General features: G+C 56.1%; 21 protein-coding genes. 16 read left to right on the top strand and 5 right to left on the bottom strand.

Going from position 1 to position 24,037, the window contains the following annotated elements; genetic code table 11:
* Nucleotides 1-98: 98 nt before the first annotated feature.
* The 3 genes from pflB to ycaO form a co-directional block, all read right to left on the bottom strand.
* A complete protein-coding gene (gene pflB / locus AACV31_RS20760) occupies nt 99-2,381 on the bottom strand; it encodes a formate C-acetyltransferase (protein ID WP_007768779.1) in 2,283 nt (760 codons plus the stop codon).
* 51 nt (nt 2,382-2,432) lie between these two features.
* The gene (gene focA, locus AACV31_RS20755) at nt 2,433-3,290 is read right to left on the bottom strand and encodes a formate transporter FocA (protein ID WP_165153605.1); all 858 of its coding nucleotides are present in this window, start codon (nt 3,288-3,290) and stop codon (nt 2,433-2,435) included.
* Between the two features lie 402 nt (nt 3,291-3,692).
* The gene (gene ycaO / locus AACV31_RS20750) at nt 3,693-5,456 is read right to left on the bottom strand and encodes a 30S ribosomal protein S12 methylthiotransferase accessory factor YcaO (protein WP_165153507.1); all 1,764 of its coding nucleotides are present in this window, start codon (nt 5,454-5,456) and stop codon (nt 3,693-3,695) included.
* Between the two features lie 141 nt (nt 5,457-5,597).
* Between ycaO and AACV31_RS20745 the strand changes: the two genes are divergently transcribed.
* The 13 genes from AACV31_RS20745 to kdsB all read left to right on the top strand — a co-directional run bounded on the left by AACV31_RS20745 (nt 5,598) and on the right by kdsB (nt 20,320).
* Nucleotides 5,598-6,290 carry a DUF421 domain-containing protein gene (locus tag AACV31_RS20745; RefSeq protein WP_146377092.1) on the top strand — a complete coding sequence of 231 codons (693 nt, stop codon included), beginning with the start codon at nt 5,598-5,600 and terminating at the stop codon, nt 6,288-6,290.
* Nucleotides 6,291-6,452: 162 nt separating this feature from the next.
* A complete protein-coding gene (gene serC, locus AACV31_RS20740) occupies nt 6,453-7,538 on the top strand; it encodes a 3-phosphoserine/phosphohydroxythreonine transaminase (protein WP_007768789.1) in 1,086 nt (361 codons plus the stop codon).
* A 67-nt stretch (nt 7,539-7,605) separates the two neighbouring features.
* The gene (aroA, locus tag AACV31_RS20735) at nt 7,606-8,892 is read left to right on the top strand and encodes a 3-phosphoshikimate 1-carboxyvinyltransferase (RefSeq protein WP_165153509.1); all 1,287 of its coding nucleotides are present in this window, start codon (nt 7,606-7,608) and stop codon (nt 8,890-8,892) included.
* Between the two features lie 143 nt (nt 8,893-9,035).
* Nucleotides 9,036-9,803, top strand: a complete 768-nt coding sequence (locus AACV31_RS20730; RefSeq protein ID WP_007768798.1) for a M48 family metallopeptidase — start codon at nt 9,036-9,038, stop codon at nt 9,801-9,803.
* Between the two features lie 174 nt (nt 9,804-9,977).
* Nucleotides 9,978-10,664, top strand: coding sequence for a (d)CMP kinase (cmk, locus tag AACV31_RS20725; protein ID WP_075198782.1), 687 nt, complete (start codon nt 9,978-9,980; stop codon nt 10,662-10,664).
* A 116-nt stretch (nt 10,665-10,780) separates the two neighbouring features.
* Nucleotides 10,781-12,454: a 30S ribosomal protein S1 gene (rpsA, locus tag AACV31_RS20720; protein ID WP_007768803.1), complete on the top strand. Its 1,674-nt coding sequence runs from the start codon at nt 10,781-10,783 to the stop codon at nt 12,452-12,454.
* Nucleotides 12,455-12,568: 114 nt separating this feature from the next.
* Nucleotides 12,569-12,853 (top strand): integration host factor subunit beta, encoded by a 285-nt coding sequence (gene ihfB, locus AACV31_RS20715; protein WP_004387353.1) that lies wholly within the window; start codon nt 12,569-12,571, stop codon nt 12,851-12,853.
* A 204-nt stretch (nt 12,854-13,057) separates the two neighbouring features.
* Entirely contained in the window at nt 13,058-15,316 is a 2,259-nt protein-coding gene (locus AACV31_RS20710; protein WP_165153511.1) for a ComEC family protein, read from the top strand.
* 36 nt (nt 15,317-15,352) lie between these two features.
* Nucleotides 15,353-17,101 (top strand): lipid A ABC transporter ATP-binding protein/permease MsbA, encoded by a 1,749-nt coding sequence (gene msbA / locus AACV31_RS20705; protein WP_165153513.1) that lies wholly within the window; start codon nt 15,353-15,355, stop codon nt 17,099-17,101.
* On the top strand, nt 17,098-18,075 hold the full coding sequence (gene lpxK / locus AACV31_RS20700) for a tetraacyldisaccharide 4'-kinase (protein WP_165153515.1): 978 nt from the start codon (nt 17,098-17,100) through the stop codon (nt 18,073-18,075). Before msbA ends, lpxK begins: the two co-directional genes overlap by 4 nt.
* A 34-nt stretch (nt 18,076-18,109) precedes the next feature.
* Complete coding sequence (locus AACV31_RS20695) at nt 18,110-19,369, top strand: winged helix-turn-helix domain-containing protein (protein WP_165153517.1); 1,260 nt, start codon at nt 18,110-18,112, stop codon at nt 19,367-19,369.
* A 25-nt stretch (nt 19,370-19,394) separates the two neighbouring features.
* Nucleotides 19,395-19,577 (top strand): protein YcaR, encoded by a 183-nt coding sequence (gene ycaR / locus AACV31_RS20690; RefSeq protein WP_007707496.1) that lies wholly within the window; start codon nt 19,395-19,397, stop codon nt 19,575-19,577.
* Entirely contained in the window at nt 19,574-20,320 is a 747-nt protein-coding gene (gene kdsB, locus AACV31_RS20685; protein WP_075198788.1) for a 3-deoxy-manno-octulosonate cytidylyltransferase, read from the top strand. The genes ycaR and kdsB overlap by 4 nt, the downstream gene beginning before the upstream one ends.
* Nucleotides 20,321-20,346: 26 nt before the next feature.
* On the opposite strand, the gene AACV31_RS20680 is transcribed toward kdsB, so the two are convergent.
* Nucleotides 20,347-20,835 (bottom strand): Lrp/AsnC family transcriptional regulator, encoded by a 489-nt coding sequence (locus tag AACV31_RS20680; RefSeq protein WP_105580964.1) that lies wholly within the window; start codon nt 20,833-20,835, stop codon nt 20,347-20,349.
* Between the two features lie 126 nt (nt 20,836-20,961).
* On the opposite strand from AACV31_RS20680, the gene AACV31_RS20675 reads away from it, so the two are divergent.
* Both AACV31_RS20675 and AACV31_RS20670 read left to right on the top strand, forming a co-directional pair.
* Nucleotides 20,962-21,384: a DUF2000 domain-containing protein gene (locus tag AACV31_RS20675; RefSeq protein WP_165153519.1), complete on the top strand. Its 423-nt coding sequence runs from the start codon at nt 20,962-20,964 to the stop codon at nt 21,382-21,384.
* Nucleotides 21,385-21,475: 91 nt separating this feature from the next.
* Complete coding sequence (locus AACV31_RS20670) at nt 21,476-22,369, top strand: YcbJ family phosphotransferase (RefSeq protein ID WP_075198790.1); 894 nt, start codon at nt 21,476-21,478, stop codon at nt 22,367-22,369.
* On the opposite strand, the gene elyC is transcribed toward AACV31_RS20670, so the two are convergent.
* Nucleotides 22,346-23,125, bottom strand: coding sequence for an envelope biogenesis factor ElyC (gene elyC, locus AACV31_RS20665; RefSeq protein ID WP_165153521.1), 780 nt, complete (start codon nt 23,123-23,125; stop codon nt 22,346-22,348). The genes AACV31_RS20670 and elyC overlap by 24 nt on opposite strands.
* Before the next feature lie 132 nt (nt 23,126-23,257).
* Between elyC and cmoM the strand changes: the two genes are divergently transcribed.
* Nucleotides 23,258-24,037: a tRNA uridine 5-oxyacetic acid(34) methyltransferase CmoM gene (gene cmoM, locus AACV31_RS20660; RefSeq protein ID WP_165153523.1), complete on the top strand. Its 780-nt coding sequence runs from the start codon at nt 23,258-23,260 to the stop codon at nt 24,035-24,037.

Raw genomic sequence — 24,037 nt, 5'->3', positions numbered from 1 at the left:
CAGTCGCCTTGCAGAAAAGGCTCATACCGGGGTGGGTTATAAGAAAGGCCCCACAAACGTGGAGCCTTCATTTTACGCATTTTCAGTCAGAGCGGGTATTACATTGTCTGAGTGAAAGTACGGGTGATGACGTCCTGCTGCTGCTCTTTGGTCAGCGAGTTGAAGCGCACCGCGTAGCCAGACACGCGAATGGTCAGCTGCGGATATTTCTCAGGATGTTCCATCGCATCCAGCAGCATTTCGCGGTTCATGACGTTCACGTTCAGGTGCTGACCGCCTTCAATGGACGCTTCATGGTGGAAGTAACCATCCATCAGGCCCGCCAGGTTGGTTTTACGCACTTCGTCGTCTTTACCCAGCGCGTTCGGCACGATAGAGAAGGTATAAGAGATACCATCTTTCGCGTAGGCGAACGGCAGTTTCGCAACGGAGGTCAGAGAGGCAACAGCGCCTTTCTGGTCACGGCCGTGCATCGGGTTAGCACCCGGGCCGAACGGTGCGCCAGCGCGGCGGCCATCCGGGGTGTTACCGGTTTTCTTACCATAAACCACGTTAGAGGTAATGGTCAGCACGGACTGGGTCGGGATAGCGTTGCGGTAGGTTTTCAGCTGCTGAATTTTCTTCATGAAACGTTCAACCAGGTCAACCGCCAGGTCATCCACGCGAGCATCGTTGTTACCGAACTGCGGGTATTCGCCTTCGATTTCGAAGTCGATTGCCAGACCATCTTCATCACGAATCGGTTTAACTTTCGCGTATTTAATGGCGGACAGCGAGTCAGCCGCAACAGACAGACCGGCGATACCACACGCCATGGTGCGGATAACGTCGCGATCGTGCAGCGCCATCAGCGAGGCTTCGTAGCTGTACTTGTCATGCATGTAGTGGATGATGTTCAGGGCGGTGACGTACTGTTTCGCCAGCCAGTCCATGAAGTGATCCATACGTTCCATGACTTCGTCGAAGTTCAGCAGATCGCCTTTGATCGGTGCAGATTTCGGACCTACCTGCATTTTCAGTTTTTCATCAACGCCGCCGTTGATAGCGTACAGCATGGTTTTCGCAAGGTTAGCGCGAGCACCGAAGAACTGCATTTGCTTACCAACCACCATCGGGCTTACGCAGCACGCGATAGCGTAGTCGTCGTTGTTGAAGTCCGGACGCATCAGGTCATCGTTCTCGTACTGCAGAGAAGAGGTGTCGATGGAAACTTTCGCCGCGAATTTTTTGAAGTTCAGCGGCAGTTTTTCGGACCACAGGATAGTGATGTTCGGCTCCGGAGACGGCCCCATGGTGTACAGGGTGTTCAGGAAGCGGAAGCTGTTTTTGGTCACCAGCGTACGGCCGTCAACGCCCATACCGCCAACGGATTCGGTCGCCCAGATCGGGTCGCCGGAGAACAGCTCATCATATTCCGGGGTACGCAGGAAGCGTACCATACGCAGTTTCATGACCAGGTGGTCGATCAGTTCCTGGGCTTCCTGCTCGTTGAGTTTGCCAGCTTTCAGATCGCGTTCGATGTACACGTCAAGGAACGTGGAGACGCGGCCGAAGGACATCGCTGCGCCGTTCTGGGATTTCACCGCAGCCAGGTAGCCGAAGTAAGTCCACTGTACGGCTTCCTGAGCGTTAGTCGCCGGACCGGAGATATCGCAGCCATATTTCGCTGCCATCTCTTTGATCTGACCCAGCGCGCGGTGCTGTTCAGCAATCTCTTCACGCAGACGGATAGTCGCTTCCAGGTTTACACCGTTTTCCAGATCAGACTGCAGGGAAACAAATTGCGCGTATTTGTCTTTCATCAGGAAGTCGATACCGTACAGCGCAACGCGGCGATAGTCACCGATGATACGGCCACGGCCGTAAGCATCCGGCAGACCGGTCAGCACGCCGGATTTACGGCAGTTCAGGATATCTTTGGTGTAAACGTCGAATACACCCTGGTTATGGGTCTTACGGTATTCGGTGAAGATTTTTTTCAGTTGCGGATCGAGCTCGCGGTTGTACGCTTTGCAGGAACCTTCAACCATTTTGATGCCGCCAAACGGGATAATGGCGCGTTTCAGCGGAGCTTCAGTCTGCAGGCCAACAATTTTTTCGAGCGTCTTGTTGATATAACCTGCGTCATGCGAGGTGATGGTGGACGCCACGGAAGTGTCGAAGTCTACTGGCGCATGAGTGCGGTTCTCCAGTTTGACGCCTTCCATAACTTTGTCCCACAGTGAAGTGGTGGCTTCTGTTGCGCCAGCCAGGAAGGATTCATCACCCTCGTATGGCGTGTAGTTTTTCTGGATAAAGTCGCGGACGTTGACTTCATTCTGCCAGTCGCCTTTCGCGAAACCTTCCCAGGCTGTGGCTAACTTTTCATTAAGCTCGGACATGTAACACCTACCTTCTTAAGTGGATTTTTTATTTACTGCCTGGAACAACTATCAGCGATGGTCGTCGCCACGCAGGTAAATGACCCAGTATGTCAATCCGACAAGCAACCCCCCACCAATAATATTACCTATGGTTACCGGTATCAGGTTATCGATGATGAAATTCATCACGGTCAGATGAGAAAATTGGTCTGGCGAAGCGTGGATCGCGCTCCAGAACTCCGGGCTGCCAAAGTGACGAATCACTATCCCCATTGGGATCATAAACATGTTGGCGATACTGTGTTCGAAACCGCTGGCTACAAACATGCCGACCGGCAGAATCATAATAAAGGCCTTATCGATAAGGCTGCGTCCTGAGTAACTCATCCAGACGGCCAGACACACCATCAGGTTAGCCAGGATGCCGAGGCAAACCGCCTCAATAAACTTATGTTCAACTTTATGCGACGCGGTCTGCAGGACGTTGAGCCCCCAGCCGCCGTTGGCGGTCATATACTCGCCAGAAAGCCACATCAGTAAAACAAAGAGCAGGGCGCCAATCAGGTTGCCGATATAAACATTCAGCCAGTTGCGCGTCAGTTGACCCCAGGTGATGCGACCGCTGGCTTTAGCGACCACAATCAGCACCGTTGAAGTAAAAAGATCGGCGCCGCAAATGACGCAAAGAATCAGACCGAGTGAGAAACAGATGCCGCCAATCAGTTTTGTAATGCCGAAAGGCATTGCGGCAGCGCCGGTGGTGGCGGTGATATAGAAAACAAAAGCAATGGAAATAAATACGCCAGCCGTAATTGCCAGATAAAACGTCTTTAACGGATGTTTCGTGGCTTTGTACACACCCGCTTCTTCGGCAACTTTCGCCATCGCAGCGGGGAGTAAGGAGTCAAAAGGGTTGTCAGCTTTCACACTAACTCTCTCTTTATTTATTCGGCGAGTTGATACTAACAAAGCATGATGGAGTAAAATTTGATATGGATCATATCTCGCCAGGTTTGCAGGACTGAAAGGCGTCTGGTTTTTACGCAATTTCAGCTTAACTTTTTGATTATCCAATAAAAAATAAATTTTAAAAATTATTAAAAGTTTTGAAAAAAAGCTTTTTACCTCTCCCTCTAAGGTGTTAATCATTATGACTTTTTGACTAAAAAAGTAACAAATAAGCCTGGTGGATATATTGCATATTCACCAACAATTAACTCATTATTTACAATTAAATTTTTAGCCAGACAAATAAAAACGGGGCCGTAAACGTGCCCCGTCATATTTGCTAAACATAAGTGTGAAGCAGGTTAATTGATATGCGTTATATCAATTTCCTTGCCAAAACTTAGCTTTGGCGCGCTGAAGCTTCTCATAGGCCGCCAGCAGCGACTGGTGCGCCGGGAAAGCTTGCAGATCGCTGTCGACCGGCTGCAGGCCGTAGAAAGGCGCTTCGCCGCTGATGGCCGCGCTGGCAGCTTCCACTGCTTCTGCGCCATACATACGTACAAACGCGTTCAGGTATTGCAGCGGCTCGCGCTCTTCTTCCTGCGCCAGCAGCAGCAGCGTCTGCAGGCAGCGATAGTAGTTGGCGCGCTCAGCGCTGAAGACCGAGGCGTTAAATTCCATGGTCCATTCGGTCCAGATCAGCGCCTGCTCCAGATCGCCGCCAGCCAGCGCCAGCATCGCTTTCAGTTCGCCGATGCGCAGGGTATACCAGCCATTGTCTTTACCGGTCGCCAGCCCCAGCAGCTCACGCACACGGGTAAAATCGTCATGGCCTTCTTCGTCGAGCTGGGCGATAAGATTCAAATAATCTTCTTTCTCCCACTCGCTGCCCGGCAGGGCCAGCAGGGTTTCGCGCAGATGGCTGCCCATGCTGTTGTTGGCGAGCAGCAGATCTTCCGCCGGGTAGATATCGGACATGCCAGGCACCAGGATGCGGCAGGCGTAAACGCCCAGATGCTCGTAATCGGCGATATACACTTCTTTATCTTCAGCGTTGAAGATCGCCATCAGGGTGGCGAACTCTTCTTCCGTGGTGCCAGCGAAGCTCCAGTCCACAAACGGGTAATCGGCGTCCTGTTTGAACATATCCCAGGAGATCAGTCCGCTGGAGTCGATAAAGTGCGTCTCGAGGTTCGCGTGCTCGGCCACTTCTTCGTCATCAAAGGTGGGCGGCGTAAAGACGTCGAGATCTTTCAGGCCGCGGCCCTGGAGCAATTCAGTAACGGTACGTTCCAGCGCCACGCCGAAATCAGGATGTGCGCCGAAAGAGGCAAAGCAGGTGCCGTTAGCCGGGTTAAACAGCACGACGCAGATAACCGGGTACTGGCCGCCCAGCGAGCCGTCGTAAGCAAAAATCGGGAAGCCTTCAGCTTCAAGCGTATTGATAGCCTCGACCACGCCCGGGTAGCGCGCCAGCACCTCCTGGGGGATCTCCGGCAGGCTGATGCTCTCGGCAATAATGCGGTTCTTGATATGACGTTCAAAGACTTCGGAAAGTCCCTGAACGCGGGCTTCATTGCGGGTGTTGCCTGCGGACATGCCGTTGGATACATACAGGTTGCCCACGATGTTCATCGGAATATAGACGGTTTGCTCGTCCGACTGGCGGGTAAACGGCAGGGCGCAGATGCCGCGCTCTTCATTGCCGGACTGCAGATCAATCAGCATGCTGGCGGTCAGCTCGTTCTCCGGATCGTAAAACGCGCGCAGACGGGCATCGAGAATGCCTTCCGGCAGTTCGTCGCTCTGCGGGATCGGGAACCATTTTTCGTTCGGATAATGCACGAACGGGCCGTTGGCGATCGTATCGCCCAGCCAGAAGTCGGCGAAGAAATAGTTGGTGGACAGACGCTCAAAATATTCGCCCAACGCGGAAGCCAGCGCAGCTTTTTTGGTGGCGCCTTTGCCGTTGGTAAAACACAGCGCGCACTCTTTGTCGCGAATATGCACGGACCAGACGTTCGGCACCGGGTTCAGCCAGGAGGCTTCTTCAATATTAAAGCCCAGATCGGTGAGTTTCTGCTGGAAGCGAGCGATGGAGTCTTCCAGAGCGGCATCTTTGCCGGGGATGAAGGTTTGAGTCATGGGATCCACTTTTGTCGTACGCAAAGCGCGCAATGATACGGATTTTAGCCCGTATACGCCATCGTCCCGCCCGACGCGGCAAAAATAAATCTTACGGCTATGCTTAATGAAGATAACTCCCTGTTATGGCGTAAGAAAAATATGAAAGCTTTCGATTTGCAACGGATGGCGCTTGACAAGTTTCCTCTTGAATTTCTGGGTGAAGTCGCGCTGCGCAGCCTTTACACCTTTATTCTGGTCTTTCTGTTTCTCAAAATTACCGGGCGACGCGGCGTGCGTCAGATGTCGCTCTTTGAAGTGCTGATCATTCTGACGCTTGGCTCAGCGGCGGGGGACGTGGCCTTTTATGACGACGTGCCGTTGCTGCCGGTGCTGGTAGTCTTCGTTACGCTTGGCGTGCTTTATCGTCTGGTGATGTGGCTGATGTCCTGTAGCGAAAAGCTTGAGGATCTGCTGGAGGGCAAACCGCGCATTATTATCGAAGATGGCGAACTGGCCTGGGAAAAACTTAACCGGGAGAACATGACGGAATTCGAGTTTTTTATGGAGTTACGCACCCAGGGTGTCGAGCATCTGGGCCAGGTGCGGCTCGCCATCCTTGAGGCCAATGGTCAAATCAGCATCTATTACTTTCCCGATAAACTGGTGCGCCCCGGATTGTCGATTCTGCCGGAGTATTGCAGCGAGCGTTTTGAGCACATTCCGGAAACCGGCGATTACGCCTGCATCCGTTGTAGTGAAGTAGTGACGTTTGACGCGGGCGTTAAACCGTCCTGTCCGCGCTGCAAAAACCATATATGGGTGAAGGCAAGCACCGCGACCCGCGTCACCTGACAGCAAATTCCACCGCCAGCAGGCGCTGCGCTGGCGGATTGTGTTGTGTGATTTGGCGCACATTACCCCCGGCGCCAGGATTAGCCGTTGCAGCCCTGTCAACGGAATGATAAAACCGATAGCCACAGGAAAAACTTATTGCTTTTAGCGTGGTGAGGGGAAATGGCTCAGGTCTACAATTTTAGTTCTGGCCCGGCAATGCTGCCGGCGGATGTGTTACGAGTGGCTCAGGAAGAGTTGCGTGACTGGCAGGGGTTAGGCACCTCTGTGATGGAAATCAGCCACCGCAGCAAAGAGTTTATTCAGGTGGCTGAACAGGCGGAACAGGATTTTCGCGATCTGCTGGAGATCCCCTCCAATTATAAAGTTTTATTCTGCCACGGCGGCGGACGCGGGCAGTTCTCCGCGCTTCCGCTGAACCTGCTGGGCGACAAAACCACCGCAGACTATGTTGATGGCGGCTACTGGGCGGCAAGCGCCGTTAAAGAAGCCCAAAAATACCTGACGCCGAACGTGATCGACGCGAAAATCACCGTCGATGGCAAACGCGGCATCAAGCCGATGAGTGAATGGCAGCTCTCTGCGGATGCGGCTTACATGCACTACTGCCCGAATGAAACTATCGACGGCGTCGCGATTAACGATACGCCTGATTTTGGCGACGCCATCGTCACCGCGGATTTCTCCTCCACCATTCTTTCTCACCCGATTGATGTCAGCCGTTACGGCGTTATCTACGCGGGGGCCCAGAAAAATATCGGCCCGGCGGGCCTGACGCTGGTTATCGTGCGCGAGGATCTCCTCGGCAAGGCGCATGCCGCTTGCCCGTCGATTCTGGATTACAGCGTGCTGAACGAGAACGACTCCATGTTCAACACGCCGCCGACGTTTGCCTGGTATCTGGCGGGCCTGGTCTTCAAATGGCTCAAGACCAAAGGCGGCGTGGCGGCGATGGATAAGATCAATCAGCAAAAAGCGGATCTGCTGTACGGCGTGATTGATAACAGCGATTTCTACCGCAACGATGTGGCGACCGCTAACCGTTCACGCATGAACGTCCCGTTCCAGCTCGCCGACAGCAACCTGGATAAACTGTTCCTCGAAGAATCTTTCGCCGCGGGTCTGCATGCGTTGAAAGGCCACCGCGTGGTAGGCGGCATGCGCGCCTCCATTTACAACGCGATGCCGCTCGAAGGGGTTCAGGCCCTGACCGACTTTATGGTTGATTTCGAACGCCGCCACGGCTAATCCTCCCGTTACGTTTCGCCCCGCGGCTGCCGCGGGGTTTTTATTCTGTTTTATTGAGACTTTTTCCATGCAGGAATCCCTGACCTTACAACCCATCGCGCGCGTGGATGGCACCATCAACCTTCCAGGCTCCAAGAGCGTTTCCAACCGGGCGCTGCTGCTGGCCGCACTGGCGAAAGGCACCACCACGCTCACTAACCTGTTAGACAGCGATGACGTGCGCCACATGCTCAATGCGCTGAAAGCGCTCGGCGTTAATTATTCGCTTTCAGCAGATCGCACCTGCTGTGAAATTCAGGGGCAGGGCGGGCAGTTCAATACGCTCGTGGAGCTGGAGCTGTTTTTAGGCAACGCGGGCACCGCGATGCGTCCGCTGGCGGCGGCGCTGTGCCTTGGCACAAACAACGTGGTGCTGACCGGCGAGCCGCGTATGAAAGAGCGCCCGATTGGGCATCTGGTGGACGCGCTGCGTCAGGGCGGCGCGGACATCACCTATCTGGAGCAGGAAAACTATCCGCCGCTGCATCTGAAAGGCGGGTTTTCAGGCGGCAATGTGACCGTTGACGGCAGCGTCTCCAGCCAGTTTCTGACCGCGCTGTTAATGGCGGCGCCGCTGGCGCCGGCCAACACCGCCATCGACATCAAAGGCGAGCTGGTGTCAAAGCCCTATATTGATATCACGCTGCACCTGATGAAAACCTTCGGGGTTGAGGTCGAAAACCAGAACTACCAGCGTTTCGTTATCCAGGGCGGCCAGCAGTATCAGTCGCCGGGCCATTACCTGGTGGAGGGCGACGCGTCTTCCGCTTCCTATTTCCTTGCGGCGGCGGCCATTAAAGGCGGCACCGTGAAGGTCACAGGTATCGGGCGCAACAGCGTGCAGGGCGATATTCGCTTTGCCGATGTGCTGGAGAAAATGGGCGCGCAGATCGTCTGGGGCGACGATTTCATCAGTTGCACCCGCGGCGAGCTGAACGCCATTGATATGGATATGAACCATATTCCCGACGCGGCGATGACCATCGCCACCGCAGCGCTATTCGCTCAGGGGACGACCACGCTTCGCAATATCTACAACTGGCGCGTGAAGGAAACCGACCGTCTGGCGGCGATGGCGACCGAACTGCGCAAAGTGGGCGCCACGGTCGAAGAGGGGCATGACTTCATCACCGTTACGCCGCCTGCGCAGTTGCAGTTTGCGGATATCGGCACCTATAACGATCACCGCATGGCGATGTGCTTCTCGCTGGTGGCGCTTTCCGACACGCCGGTCACGATCCTCGACCCGAAATGCACCGCTAAAACCTTCCCGGATTACTTCGCGCAGCTTGCGCGCATCAGCCACTCCGCCTGATCGCGCTTGCGCCCCGTATCACAAGTACGGGGCGTCGGCTAGCCGTTATTTTTCGGATAAGCGCCCGTGTTTCAATAATGTTAATCTGCCGCCGGGTTAATTGACCCGCGGCTTTTTGACGTTGAATCCATGGACGATTTATTATGAAAAACAATAAAGTACTTTTAAGCTGCCTCGTTGCGGCGGCGCTGGTGTCTGGCTGTAAAAATATGGGCGCGCTTAACGGCGACGCGCTGGCGAAATCCGGTATGTCTGCCTATCAGGCCGCCACGCTCAGCGATGCGGACGTTAAAAAACTGTCCGATCAGGCGTGTGCTGAAATGGACAAGCAAAACCCGGTTGTGCCGGCGTCCAGCAAATACACTAAACGCCTGAATAAAATCGCGAAGGCGCTCGGCAATAACATCAACGGCACGCCGGTAAACTACAAGGTTTACCAGACCCCGGAAGTTAACGCCTGGGCGATGGCGAACGGCTGCATCCGCGTTTACAGCGGTCTGATGGACATGATGACCGACAACGAAGTGGAAGCGGTGCTGGGCCATGAAATGGGTCACGTGGCGTTAGGCCATACCCGTAAAGCTATGCAGACTGCTTACGCGACCGTTGCGGCGCGCGATGCGGTATCCGCCACCAGCGCCGTGGGCGCGCAGCTCTCCGACTCTGAATTGGGCGAAATGGCGCAGGGCGTTATCAACTCCGCGTTCTCCCGCAGCCAGGAGTCCGAAGCAGACGACTTCTCTTATGACCTGCTGAAGAAACGTAAAATCAGCACCAAAGGCCTCGTGACCAGCTTCGAGAAACTGGCGAAACTGGATGCCGGCTCTGAGAAATCGATGTTTGATTCTCACCCGCCTTCAGCGGAACGCGCTCAGCACATCCGCGATCGCATCGCTGCAGACAAGAAATAATCCTCCTCTCCCGGACTGGCGGCGCGCCGGTCCGGGCATCTGCGCCCAATTCTTCTACACTCAGCCACAATGGCGGCGATATTTTGCCGGAAAGATAACAGTCTGCGGTGATGAAGCGTATAATGCGCCGCGTTCACGTTGCAGGCCTGCCATTTGTTATTGAAGGAGAAAAAGATGACGGCATCCGTCCCGGTAATCACAATCGATGGCCCAAGCGGCGCAGGCAAAGGCACGCTCTGTAAAGCGATGGCTGAAACCCTGCAATGGCATTTGCTGGATTCCGGCGCCATCTATCGGGTTCTCGCGCTGGCCGCCCTGCATCATCATGTCGATGTCGCCTCTGAAGAAGCGCTCGTCCCGCTGGCCGCCCACCTGGATGTACGATTTGTCGCGCAACAGGGCGAGCTGGAAGTGATCCTGGAAGGCGAAGACGTCAGCGCCGAGATCCGCACGCAGGAAGTAGCGAACGCCGCCTCGCAGATCGCCGCGTTTCCGCGCGTACGCGAAGCGCTGCTGCGCCGTCAGCGCGCGTTTCGTGAAGCGCCCGGCCTGATAGCTGACGGGCGTGACATGGGAACGGTCGTTTTCCCTGATGCGCCAGTGAAAATTTTCCTTGACGCTTCCTCGGAAGAACGCGCCCATCGCCGCATGCTACAGTTGCAGGAAAAGGGCTTTAGTGTTAACTTTGAACGCCTTTTGGCCGAGATAAAAGAGCGCGATGACCGCGATCGTAACCGGCCAGTAGCGCCGTTAGTGCCTGCGCACGATGCTCTGGTGCTGGATTCGACCAGCCTTAGCATCGAAGAGGTGATTGAAAAGGCGCTCGATTACGCCCGTGAAAAACTGGCGCTCGCGAAATAACGCGACCTTATTCTGAAGTACCCACTGCAATGGATTGTGAGTGGGCATGTTAAACAACCCCACCCGGAAGTGAAGCCAGGTGGACGTTAAATTGAAGAATCCTGAAGATTATCAATATGACTGAATCTTTTGCTCAACTATTTGAAGAATCCCTTAAAACAATCGAAACCCGCCCGGGTTCCATCGTTCGTGGCGTTGTTGTCTCTATCGACAAAGACGTAGTTCTGGTTGATGCGGGTCTGAAATCTGAATCTGCGATCCCTGCAGAACAGTTCAAGAACGCAGCTGGCGAACTGGAAATCCAGGTTGGCGACGAAGTTGACGTTGCTCTCGATGCAGTGGAAGACGGCTTCGGTGAAACCCTGCTGTCCCGTGAGAAAGCTAAGCGTCACGAAGCCTGGATCACGCTGGAAAAAGCTTACGAAGATGCTGAAACTGTTACCGGTGTTATCAACGGCAAAGTTAAAGGCGGCTTCACTGTTGAGCTGAACGGTATTCGTGCGTTCCTGCCGGGTTCCCTGGTAGACGTGCGTCCGGTCCGTGACACCCTGCACCTCGAAGGCAAAGAGCTTGAATTCAAAGTAATCAAGCTGGATCAGAAGCGCAACAACGTTGTTGTTTCTCGTCGTGCCGTTATCGAGTCTGAGAACAGCGCAGAGCGCGATCAGCTGCTGGAAAACCTGCAGGAAGGCATGGAAGTTAAAGGTATCGTTAAGAACCTCACTGACTACGGTGCATTCGTTGATCTGGGCGGCGTAGACGGCCTGCTGCACATCACTGATATGGCCTGGAAACGCGTTAAGCATCCGAGCGAAATCGTGAACGTGGGCGACGAAATCACTGTTAAAGTGCTGAAGTTCGACCGCGAGCGTACCCGTGTCTCCCTGGGCCTGAAACAGCTGGGCGAAGATCCTTGGGTAGCTATCGCTAAACGTTACCCGGAAGGCACCCGCCTGACTGGTCGCGTAACCAACCTGACCGACTACGGCTGCTTCGTTGAAATCGAAGAAGGCGTTGAAGGCCTGGTACACGTTTCCGAAATGGACTGGACCAACAAAAACATCCATCCGTCCAAAGTCGTTAACGTCGGTGATGTGGTAGAAGTTATGGTTCTGGATATCGACGAAGAACGTCGTCGTATCTCCCTGGGCCTGAAACAGTGCAAAGCCAACCCGTGGCAGCAGTTCGCTGAGACCCACAACAAAGGCGATCGCGTTGAAGGTAAAATCAAGTCTATCACTGACTTCGGTATCTTCATCGGCCTGGACGGCGGCATCGACGGTCTGGTTCACCTGTCTGACATCTCCTGGAACGTGGCTGGCGAAGAAGCCGTTCGCGAGTACAAAAAAGGCGACGAAATCGCTGCCGTTGTACTGCAGGTTGACGCAGAGCGTGAGCGTATCTCTCTGGGCGTTAAACAGCTCGCAGAAGATCCGTTCAACAACTACGTTGCACTGAACAAGAAAGGTGCAATCGTTACTGGTAAAGTAACCGCAGTTGACGCGAAAGGTGCTACAGTTGAATTAGCAGACGGCGTTGAAGGCTACCTGCGCGCTTCTGAAGCTTCCCGTGACCGCGTAGAAGACGCGACTCTGGTTCTGAGCGTTGGCGACGACGTTGAAGCTAAATTCACCGGCGTTGATCGTAAGAACCGCGTAGTAAGCCTGTCTGTTCGTGCGAAAGACGAAGCTGACGAGAAAGATGCAATCGCTTCTGTTAACAACAAACAGGAAGAAAGCAACTTCTCTAACGCCATGGCTGAAGCGTTCAAAGCAGCTAAAGGCGAGTAATTGCCTTGACAGATTACAGGTTCCGGCCTGTAATCAGACATTAAGGGCGGCTTTGGCCGCCCTTGTTCGATGATAGCTGTAAGACAATTTTCCTGAATGGAAACCGGAGGAAACATGACCAAGTCAGAATTAATCGAAAGACTTGCAAGCCAGCACTCACATATCCCGGCGAAAGCGGTGGAAGATGCGGTTAAAGAGATGCTGGAACATATGGCCTCTACTCTTGCCCAGGGCGAGCGTATTGAAATCCGGGGTTTCGGCAGTTTCTCCTTACACTATCGCGCACCACGCACCGGGCGTAACCCGAAAACAGGTGATAAAGTCGAGCTGGAAGGTAAATACGTTCCGCACTTTAAACCGGGTAAAGAACTACGCGACCGCGCCAATATTTACGGTTAAGTTTTATGACTTAACCTTGCAGAGAACGGTACCTTCGGGTGCCGTTTTTTGTTGATGGCACACTGTCTTGCGAGCCGTCTCGACACTTTTCCTGCAATGGCCGTAACGCCTTAAATTCCTTTCTGCACATCTCGTAATTCTGTTCGTTTCTCCCTGACAATGCACTCTGCTGGCCGCACACTCCTTCGTAACAAGGAGGTGTTTGTGATCCCGTTGCCCGCGTTGAGCCTGTGCGTCATAGCAGGTCTGTCACCGCTACTATTCTTACCCGCGCTGCCATCGGTGCCGCAGATAGCCATGCTCACGCTCATGTCGTCGCTGGCGCTTTTTCTGCGACACCCTGCCGTGCGATTAGGGGCATTAACGCTGCTCTTTCTCTGCTGGGGGCTGCTTGCTGCCCGGCAGGCTACGCAGCCCTATACCTTGCTGACAGGAAAACAGCGCCAGGTCGAAGCGGTTATTACCAGCACTGACGGCGCGACGGAACACCATATAAAAATTATCAACGTAAATGGCGAAAGCGTGTTTCTGCCCCCCGGCGCGGTACTGCGAGGCTCATATTTGCCGCAAAAGGTATGCGCCGGGCAGCGCTGGCGAATGACGCTACGCTTGCGCCCCGTTCACGGACAGCTTAACGAAGGCGGGTTTGACAGCCAGCGTTATGCCCTGTCTCAGCATCAACCGCTAACCGGGCGGATTATGGCTGCGCAGTTACTTCATGATGAGTGCAGCTTTCGGACGCGTTATCTGGACTCTTTCAGCCAGCACATGGCGACATTTAGCTGGCGGCCGGTAATTCTGGCGCTCGGTTTCGGCGAGCGTGTCGCGCTGACGAATGATGTCAAAATGCTGTTGCGGGAAACCGGCACCGCTCACTTAATGGCCATTTCTGGATTACACATCGGTTTTGCGGGCACGCTGGGGTGGGCGCTTGCGCGCTTGCTGCAATTGCTATTGCCCGCAAGGCGAATCGGCTACCGCTTTCCCTTACTGGCGATGCTGGCCACGGCGGCGCTCTATACCTGGCTTTCCGGAAGTAACCCGCCAGCCGTCAGAACGTTGGTAGCCATCTCGGTCTGGTGTGCGCTGCGCCTCTGCGGCAGACAATGGACGCCCTGGCAGGTCTGGGTTTGCTGCGTGGCGGCCATCCTCTTCTGCGATCCTGTGGCGATATTATCGGAAAGCCTCTGGCTCTCGGCGTTTGCGGTGGGCGCGCTCATTTTCTGGTATCAGTGGATGCCGTTACACGCAGAAGGGAGATGGCGCCTTTTGAAAAGCCTGCTGCATTTGCAATGCGGTATGACGCTTCTGCTGCTGCCGCTTCAGCTCTTACTGTTTCATGGCATCAGCCTGACCTCCCTGCTGGCGAATCTGGTCGCGGTGCCTGTCGTCACTTTCATCGCCGTACCGCTGGTGCTGGCAGCTATGATTTTGGATCTGGCGCAGCTAACGTGGCTGGAGGTGGGGGCGGGGTTACTGGCTGACAGGACGCTGGCGGCGCTTTTCTGGTTGTTGCGCCAGTTGCCTCCCGGCTGGCTTAGCCTGGACCAGCGCTATCAGTGGCTCACGCTCGCGCCGTGGATCATGGTTATTGCGTGGAGAGCTGGCTGGCACCGCATTTCACCAGTCACGTGTGGTATTTCACTCGGGCTACTCACGTGGCCATTCTGGCAAAAACCGGCGAATGATACGTGGCGGCTACATATGCTGGATATCGGACATGGACTGGCTATCGTCATTGAACGCCACGGCAGAGCCATACTTTATGACAGCGGCAACGCCTGGCCGGGTGGCGACAGCGCGCAGCAGACCATCATACCCTGGCTGCGATGGCAACATCTCAAACCCGAGGGCGTCATCATCAGCCATGAGCATCTCGACCATCGCGGTGGTCTGGAGAGCCTGATGCATGCGTGGCCTGATATGTGGATCCGCAGCCCGCTTCACTGGGCAGGCCACATTTCTTGCGTGAAGGGCGCGCACTGGCGCTGGCAGGGTCTGCTTTTTACCGTTCACTGGCCGCCCGCAGAGAATCAGACGCAAGGCAATAACCGCTCCTGTGTCGTAAAAGTACATGACGGTGAGCACAGCGTCCTGCTGACGGGTGATATTGAAGCCCCCGCAGAGTTGGCTATGCTCAAAAAGCATTGGCGTCACTTGCAGGCGGATATTCTTCAGGTGCCTCACCACGGCAGCCGTACCTCATCGACGCCAACCTTGTTATCGGTGGTGAATGGCAAAGCGGCGCTGGCGTCGGCGTCGCGCTACAACGCCTGGCGATTACCCTCTGGAAAAGTGGTGAAGCGTTATCAGAAGCAGCGCTATCAGTGGTTTGATACGGCACACGCCGGGCAGCTGTCTGTCTCTTTTTCGCCAGGGCAATGGAAAATCGAGGGGTTAAGAGAACAGATTTCGCCCCGCTGGTATCATGAGTGGTTTGGCTCACCTGCTGAATACAGGTAGAATATGCGGCTATTTCAACGAAAGCTGGTTTTTTGAATGCATAACGATAAAGATCTCTCCACGTGGCAGACCTTCCGCCGACTCTGGCCGGTGATTGCGCCCTTTAAAACGGGTCTGATTGTGGCTGGGGTAGCGTTAATACTCAACGCAGCCAGCGATACCTATATGCTATCGCTACTTAAACCATTACTGGATGATGGTTTTGGTAAAACCGATCGCTCAGTGCTGCTATGGATGCCGCTGGTGGTCATAGGGCTGATGGTTCTGCGCGGTATCACCAGCTACGTTTCCAGTTATTGCATCTCCTGGGTCTCCGGGAAAGTCGTCATGACGATGCGTCGCCGCTTGTTTAACCATATGATGGGGATGCCCGTCTCCTTCTTTGATAAACAATCCACCGGTACGTTGCTCTCCCGTATTACCTACGATTCCGAGCAGGTCGCCTCGTCCTCTTCCAGCGCGCTCATTACTGTGGTGCGTGAAGGGGCGTCGATTATCGGCCTCTTTATCATGATGTTCTATTACAGCTGGCAGCTTTCGGTGATCCTGATCGTACTGGCGCCCATTGTGTCGATCGCGATCCGCGTCGTGTCGAAACGCTTTCGCAGCATCAGTAAAAACATGCAGAACACCATGGGGCAGGTGACGACCAGCGCCGAGCAGATGCTCAAGGGCCATAAAGAAGTGCTGATTTTCGGCGGCCAGCAGGTTGAAGGTGAACGCTTCGCGAAAGTCAGCAACAAGATGCGTCTACAAGGCATGAAAATGGTCTCGGCATCTTCGATTTCCGACCCGATTATTCAGCTGATTGCCTCTCTGGCGCTGGCGTTTGTGCTCTATGCGGCAAGCTTCCCGAGCGTTATGGAAACCCTGACGGCAGGTACCATCACCGTCGTGTTCTCCTCTATGATTGCGCTGATGCGTCCGCTGAAATCGCTTACTAACGTCAATGCTCAGTTCCAGCGCGGGATGGCGGCCTGTCAGACGCTGTTTGCCATTCTGGACAGCGAGCAGGAAAAAGACGAAGGCACGCGTGTTGTCGAACGCGCCCAGGGTAATCTGGAGTTCCGTGATGTTACCTTCACGTATCCGGGCCGTGAAATCCCGGCGCTGCGCGATATCAACCTGTCTATTCCTGCCGGGAAGACGGTCGCGCTCGTAGGTCGTTCGGGCTCCGGGAAATCGACGCTCGCAAGTCTTATCACGCGTTTTTACGATATCGACAGCGGCGAGATCCTGTTGGATGGCCACGACCTTCGCGAGTACACGCTCTCGTCGCTGCGTAATCAGGTCGCGCTGGTTTCCCAGAACGTGCATCTGTTTAACGACACCATCGCGAATAACATTGCCTACGCGCGCACGGATGTTTACAGCCGCGAAGCGATCGAAAAAGCCGCCCGTATGGCTTATGCGATGGACTTCATCAATAAGATGGATAACGGGCTGGATACGGTCATCGGCGAAAACGGCGTACTGCTTTCCGGCGGTCAGCGTCAGCGTATCGCGATTGCCCGCGCGTTGCTGCGCGACAGCCCGATCCTTATTCTTGATGAGGCGACTTCAGCGCTGGATACCGAGTCAGAACGCGCTATCCAGGCGGCGCTTGATGAACTGCAAAAGAACCGCACATCGCTGGTTATCGCGCATCGTCTCTCTACTATCGAGCAGGCGGACGAAATTGTGGTTATCGAAGACGGCCGCATCGTGGAGCGCGGCAATCATGCTGAGCTTCTCACGCAGCACGGCGTATACGCGCAGCTTCATAAAATGCAGTTTGGTCAATGATAGAGCGCATCTGGTCTGGCCGTTCGCCGTTATGGGTGCTTCTGCTGCCGCTTTCCTGGCTCTATGGCCTGGTGAGCGGCGCGATTCGCCTGAGTTATCGGCTGGGCTTGCGTAAAGCCTGGCGTGCGCCGGTACCTGTGGTCATCGTGGGGAATCTTACCGCAGGCGGTAACGGAAAAACGCCGGTCGTGGTCTGGTTGGTTGAACAGCTGCATCAGCGGGGCGTGCGCGCAGGCGTAGTTTCCCGCGGTTACGGCGGGAAAGCGGCGCATTACCCATTAGTGCTTAGCGACGCCACGACGTCCGCAGAGGCAGGCGACGAACCGGTGCTGATTTACCAGCGTACCGGCGCGCCCGTAGCGGTCTCGGCAAACCGCGCGCAAGCGGTCCAGGCGCTCATTGCGAGCGCCAGCCCGCAAATTATCATTACCGATGACGGGCTTCAGCACTACGCGCTGGCGCGGGATAAAGAAATTGTCGTGGTCGATGGCCTACGCCGCTTCGGCAACGGCTGGTGGCTTCCCGCAGGCCCGATGCGCGAGCGCGCATCCAGGCTCAAGCAGGTCGACGCTGTCATTACGAACGGTGGAGAGGCGCGTCCCGGCGAAATCGCCATGCAGTTGCAGCCAGGGCTCGCGGTTAACCTGCGCAGCGGAGAGAGGCGGCCAGTCAATACGCTGGAGAATGTGGTCGCAATGGCAGGCATCGGCCATCCGCCGCGCTTTTTCGCCACGCTTGAGAAATGCGGCCTGACGCCGGTTAAAACGGTAAGTCTTGCTGACCATCAGGCGCTGCGTGAAGCTGATGTGCTGGCGCTGATGCGCGAAGGCCAGACCCTGCTGATGACTGAAAAAGACGCGGTAAAATGCCGCGCCTTCGCTCATGATGACTGGTGGTATCTGCCGGTTGACGCGACGCTTGCGCAGCCGCAAGCCGATCGGTTACTGAAGGAAATTCTCGCGCTGGTGCGTTAAGCAGGTGCGCCAGCCATAGCGTACGGGAGTGGATATGTCTGGAGTGCATCTTTCTTTGCGCGCTGCGCGCCACCTTCATCTTGCCGCGCAGGGGCTGCTGAAAAAGCCGACGCGGCGCGCGCGTCCTGCCGATATTCTCTCCACCATCACCCGCATGTCTCTCCTGCAAATCGACACGATCAATATCGTTGCCCGCAGCCCGTATCTGGTGCTTTTCAGCCGTCTCGGCAGCTATCCCGGACGCTGGCTCGATGAGGCGCTGGCGCGCGGCGAATTGATGGAGTACTGGGCGCACGAAGCTTGTTTTCTGCCGCGCAGCGATTTCCCGCTCTTTCGCCACCGTATGCTCAGCCCTGAAAAGATGGGCTGGAAATACCGGGCCGCGTGGATGGAAGAACACGCGCAGGAAATCGGCGAGCTGATGGCGTTTATTGAGCGTAACGGCCCCGTACGTTCGGCGGATTTTGAGCATCCGCGTAAAGGCGCCAGCGGCTGGTGGGAATGGAAGCCGCATAAAAAGCATCTCGAAGGGCTGTTTACCGCGGGGCAGGTGATGGTGGTGGAGCGGCGCAACTTTCAGCGCGTCTACGATCTTACCACGCGCGTACTGCCCGACTGGGACGACAGCCTGCACCTGATCGATAAAGCCCAGGCCGAGGCGCATATGCTTGCCAACAGCGCGCGCAGCCTCGGGATCTTTCGCAGCACCTGGCTTGCCGATTACTACCGGTTGCGCCATGTCGCCATCGGCCCGCTATTGCAGGCGTGGCAGGAGGAGGGCCTGGTCATACCGGTTGAGGTTGAAACACTCGGGCCGATGTGGCTGCATCATTCGCTCGCGCCGCTACTGGAGCAGGCCGCGGCAGACAAACTCACCGCCACCCATAGCGCGGTCCTTTCGCCATTCGACCCGGTGGTCTGGGACCGCCGCCGCGCGGAAGATTTCTTTAACTTCTCCTACCGCCTTGAATGTTATACGCCAGCGCCAAAACGCAAATATGGCTACTTTGTTCTGCCATTGCTGCACAAAGGCGCGCTGGCGGGAAGGATGGATGCCAAAATGCACCGTCAGCAAGGTGTGCTTGAGATCATCGCGCTGTACGGCGAAGAGAGCGTCTCGTTTACCGCTGGGGTTATCGCCGGGCTGCGCCAGGCTATCAACGATTTCGCCGCCTGGCAGGGCGCCACACAGGTGGTTTTTCGCCAGTTGCCCGGCCCGCTTGCAAAGGCCTGGGGCGAGGGCTGGGAAATTGACCCCGCGCCGGAAACGCATGTGATATCCTCAAAAGATTAATACCACCGGTCCATCAGGAGGAACCATGGATCACCGTTTACTCGAAATCATCGCCTGTCCGGTTTGCAACGGCAAACTCTACTTCAATCAGGAAAAGCAGGAGCTTATCTGCAAGGCTGACCGCCTGGCTTTCCCGCTGCGCGACGGCATTCCGGTGCTGCTGGAAACTGAAGCCCGCTCGCTTGCTGCCGAAGAGACCAACCCATGAGTTTCGTGGTCATTATTCCGGCCCGCTACGCGTCAACGCGTCTGCCGGGCAAACCGCTGGTCGATATCAACGGCAAGCCGATGATCGTGCATGTGCTGGAGCGCGCGCGTGAATCGGGGGCGGCGCGCATCATCGTCGCAACCGATCACCCGGACGTCGCCCGCGCGATTGAAGCGGCAGGCGGCGAGGTCTGCATGACCCGCGCCGATCATCAGTCCGGTACGGAACGTCTGGCGGAAGTCGTGGAGAAATGCGGTTTCGATGACGACACGGTTATTGTCAACGTTCAGGGCGACGAGCCGATGATCCCGCCGGCGATTATTCGTCAGGTGGCGGAGAACCTGGCGGGCTCGCAGGCAGGGATGGCGACGCTGGCGGTGCCGGTCCATGACGCTCAGGAAGCGTTCAACCCCAACGCGGTAAAAGTGGTTATGGATGCGCAGGGTTACGCGCTCTATTTTTCACGCGCCACGATCCCGTGGGATCGCGACCGTTTCGCGCAGTCGCGTGATACCATCGGCGATAGCTTCCTGCGCCATATCGGCATCTACGGCTATCGCGCCGGTTTTATTCGCCGCTATGTCACCTGGCCCGCCAGCCCGCTTGAACAGATTGAAATGCTGGAGCAGCTGCGCGTGCTGTGGCACGGCGAGAAAATCCATGTGGCGGTCGCCGCCGTGGTGCCTGGCACCGGCGTGGATACGCCTGAAGATCTTGAGCGCGTACGCGCCGAGATGCGTTAACAGAAAACCGGCTCAGGCCGGTTTTTTTAATGGCGTCCGGCAGGCGAGCTGACCGGCAGCGTCTGGAACGGTTTTATCTCTTTTAGCACGAACATACTCTGCATCTCTTTTATGCCCGGCAGACGGCGCAGTACCGACATGGCGAACTCTGCATAGGCGTCGAGATCGCGCGACACCACCTGCAACAGGAAGTCGGCGTCCCCGCCAATGCTGTAACAGGCCACCACGTTTTCCAGTTCCATGACCTCCTGTTCAAAGCGCCGCGCCTGGGCTTCACTGTGGCTGTCAATGCTGACGCGCACGAAAACCATCACGCCAAGCCCGATTTTGCGGCGGTCCAGCGCGGCGTGATAGCCGAGGATCACCTTATCTTCTTCCAGCTTTTTCACTTTACGCCAGCAGGGCGAGGGCGAGAGATTAACGGCCTCCGCCAGCGCCTGATTGGTGGTGCGCGCATCCTGCTGCAACAGCGTCAGCAGGGTGATATCGGTGGGTGTCAGCGTATCTTCAGACATGATTTTTCTCATTTTGAATTTAAAAGGGTAATTTTACCCTTTTAGTGCGCTTTATGTAGCAATAAAGGTCATTTTTCTCCGCCATTGTCGGGCAGACTGATTACATCAACTGACAGGGAGAAAAACATGCAATTCGATACCAGCCTCCATAAATGCACTATTGTCGTCGATCGCGCGCTCACGCCAGGGCTTGCCATGAACGCCGCGAGCGTACTGGGGGTTTGTCTTGGAAGACAGGTGGAAGGATTAGTCGGGCCCGATCTGTTAAGCCTGGACGGCGTCACCTATCCGGGCGTGATCCGCGCGCCGCTGCCGGTGCTGCTCGGCGAGGGCAACACGCTGTTAAGCCTGTTTAGCGCCGCGCAGAACGATCCGCAGATTCTGGCATTGCCCTTCAGCGCGCTGGCGCAGTCGTGTAAAACCTGGGAGGAGTATGAGCTGCGCCTGGCGGGCGCCAGCAGCGCGGAGACCGAGCTGGCGGCGCTGGGGCTTGTCGGCCCGAAAAAACAGATAGCCCGTCTGACAGGCAATCTGCCGCTTTACCGTTAGCGCAAACTGGCGAGGAATTGATCTCAACAGATGACATCTGCCGCAAGGACGCCCATTATAAAAACAGTAGCGTTTATAAGGGTAACGGCAAATGGAGCAACTGCGTGCGGAACTCAGTCATCTGTTAGGTGAAAAACTCAGTCGGCTTGAATGCATCAGCGAGAAACCGGACACGGCGCTTTGGTCGCTCTACGACAGTCACGGCAATCCGCTGCCGCTACTGGCGCGGAGTTTCACCTCGCCGGGGCTTGCGCAGCAGCAGGCCGGGAAGATGTCGATACTGGCGCGTTACGGCACGGTGCGACTGCCGGTGGTGTATGGCGTCATGACCCATGAGGAGCATCCGGGGCCGGATGTGCTGCTGATGGAGCGCCTGCGGGGCGTTCCGGTAGAAGCGCCCGCCCGCACGCCGCAGCGTTGGGAACAGCTTCAGGATCAGATAATCGAAGCGTTGCTGAGCTGGCACCGCGTTGACAGCCACGGCTGCGTGGGCAGCGTCGACAGTACTCAGGAAAACCTCTGGCCGCACTGGTATCGCCAGCGTGTCGAAGTGCTCTGGAGCACGCTCAATCAGTATCAGAATACCGGCCTGACAATGCAGGACAAACGCATGCTGTTTCGCACCCGTGAATGCCTGGAAGAGATGTTCGCCGGGTTTAACGACAACTGCGTGCTGATCCACGGCAACTTTAACCTGCGCAGTATGCTCAAAGATGCGCGCAGCGATCAGCTACTGGCGATGGTCAACCCGGGGATTGTGCTGTGGGCGCCGCGCGAGTATGAGCTTTTCCGCCTGTTTGATACGCCGCTTGCCGAAAGCCTCTTCTGGCGGTATATCCAGCGCGCGCCGGTGGCGGAATCGTTCCTCTGGCGCCGCTGGCTCTACGTGCTGTGGGATGAAGTGGCGCAGCTTTTACAAACCGGGAAAATGAACCGCGCCGCGTTTACCACGGCGTCGGACTCACTTCTGCCCTGGGTCGCCTGAGCCTACACCCTTAACCCACTGCCAGGCGCGACCGAGCAGTTCATAGCCAGCGCGTTCGCTGTGCATCAGCCACAGCGAGGACGGATACACGCGCTCCCACGGATTCAGCGGCGAGTCGATCGCCATCTGGTTGGCTGGCGCCGGGATGGGGTTCAGCCCCTGGCGTTTAAAGAAAATCATCGCGCGCGGCAGATGCGACGCCGATGTCACCAGTAAAAACGGCTGTTTGCCGAGCGCGCCGGCGACGGCCGCGGCTTCTTCCTCCGTATCCTTCGGCGTATCGAGCGTGATGATATCGCTGCGCGGCACGCCTAAGCTTTCCGCCACGCGGGCGCCTGCCTCCGCGGTGCTGACCGGATTCGTGGTGGCGCGCGCGCCGGTGAAGACCAGCTTCGCGCCAGGGTTCGCCAGCCACAGACGCACGCCTTCGGTCACGCGCGGCAGGCTGTTATTGACCAGATTTGAGCTCGGCGCCCATTTGTCATTCCACGTATAACCGCCGCCCAGCACCACGATGTAATCCGCTTTCTGACCGTTCCAGGTCGGGTAGTCATCTTCTACCGGTTTCAGCAGGCCATCGGCCACCGGCTGCAGGCTTAGCAGCAGCAATACCAGCCAGCTGGCGGTCATTAAAACCTTGCCGCTTTTCTTAAATCGCGTGAACCACAGCAGCGCAAGCGCGATGCCCATCATAAGCAGCAGAAACGGCAGCGGCAGCAGCAGCGTGCCGGTGAGTTTTTTCAGAATAAAAAGCATCGGTTATGGGTCCTTTTTTAACCATACGGCAGGTAAACGCAGCCTATCTTACGCGAGATGGGTTCATTCTCCCTCCGGCTGTGACAAAATAGCGGTTTTGCCGGATGCGCTTATCACCTGGAGAGTGTGCCCATGCGGGATCGCAATTTTGACGACATCGCCGAAAAGTTTGCGCGCAACATTTACGGTACAACAAAAGGCCAGTTGCGTCAGGCCATCCTCTGGCAGGATCTCGACGCGTTGTTAAGCCGGTTGCCTGACCGCCCGCTGCGCGTGCTGGATGCGGGCGGCGGGGAAGGCCAAACCGCGTGCCGCATTGCGGAGCGGGGCCATCAGGTGGTGCTGTGCGATCTCTCCGCAGAAATGATAGCCCGCGCCAGTAAAGCGGCGCAGGAGAAAGGTGTGAGCGGCAACATGCATTTTGTACAATGCGCCGCGCAGGAGGCAGGTCAGCATTTGGAAAGCCCGGTTGATCTGATATTGTTTCACGCTGTGCTGGAATGGGTGGCCGATCCGCAGGCGGCGCTGCGCCATTTATGGCAATGTCTGGCGCCGGGCGGCGCGCTCTCGCTGATGTTCTACAACGCCAATGGCCTTCTGATGCATAACATGGTGGCGGGTAATTTCGCCTATGTGCAGCAGGGGATGCCCAAAAAGAAAAAACGCACCCTTTCGCCGGACTACCCGCGCGAGCCGCAGCAGGTCTACCGCTGGCTTGAAGAGATGGGCTGGCGGATCCACAGCAAAACCGGCGTGCGGGTGTTTCATGACTATCTGCGTGAAAAACATCAGCAGCGCGACGAGTATGAGACGCTGCTTGAGCTTGAAACGCGTTACTGCCGACAGGAGCCCTGGGTGAGCCTGGGCCGATACATCCATGTCACTGCGTTTAAGCCGGAGATCCAAGGATAA

This window comes from Cronobacter sp. EKM101R, from assembly GCF_963888145.1.
Lineage (GTDB): Bacteria > Pseudomonadota > Gammaproteobacteria > Enterobacterales > Enterobacteriaceae > Cronobacter > Cronobacter turicensis.
This window is presented reverse-complemented; position numbering and strand designations above follow the sequence as displayed.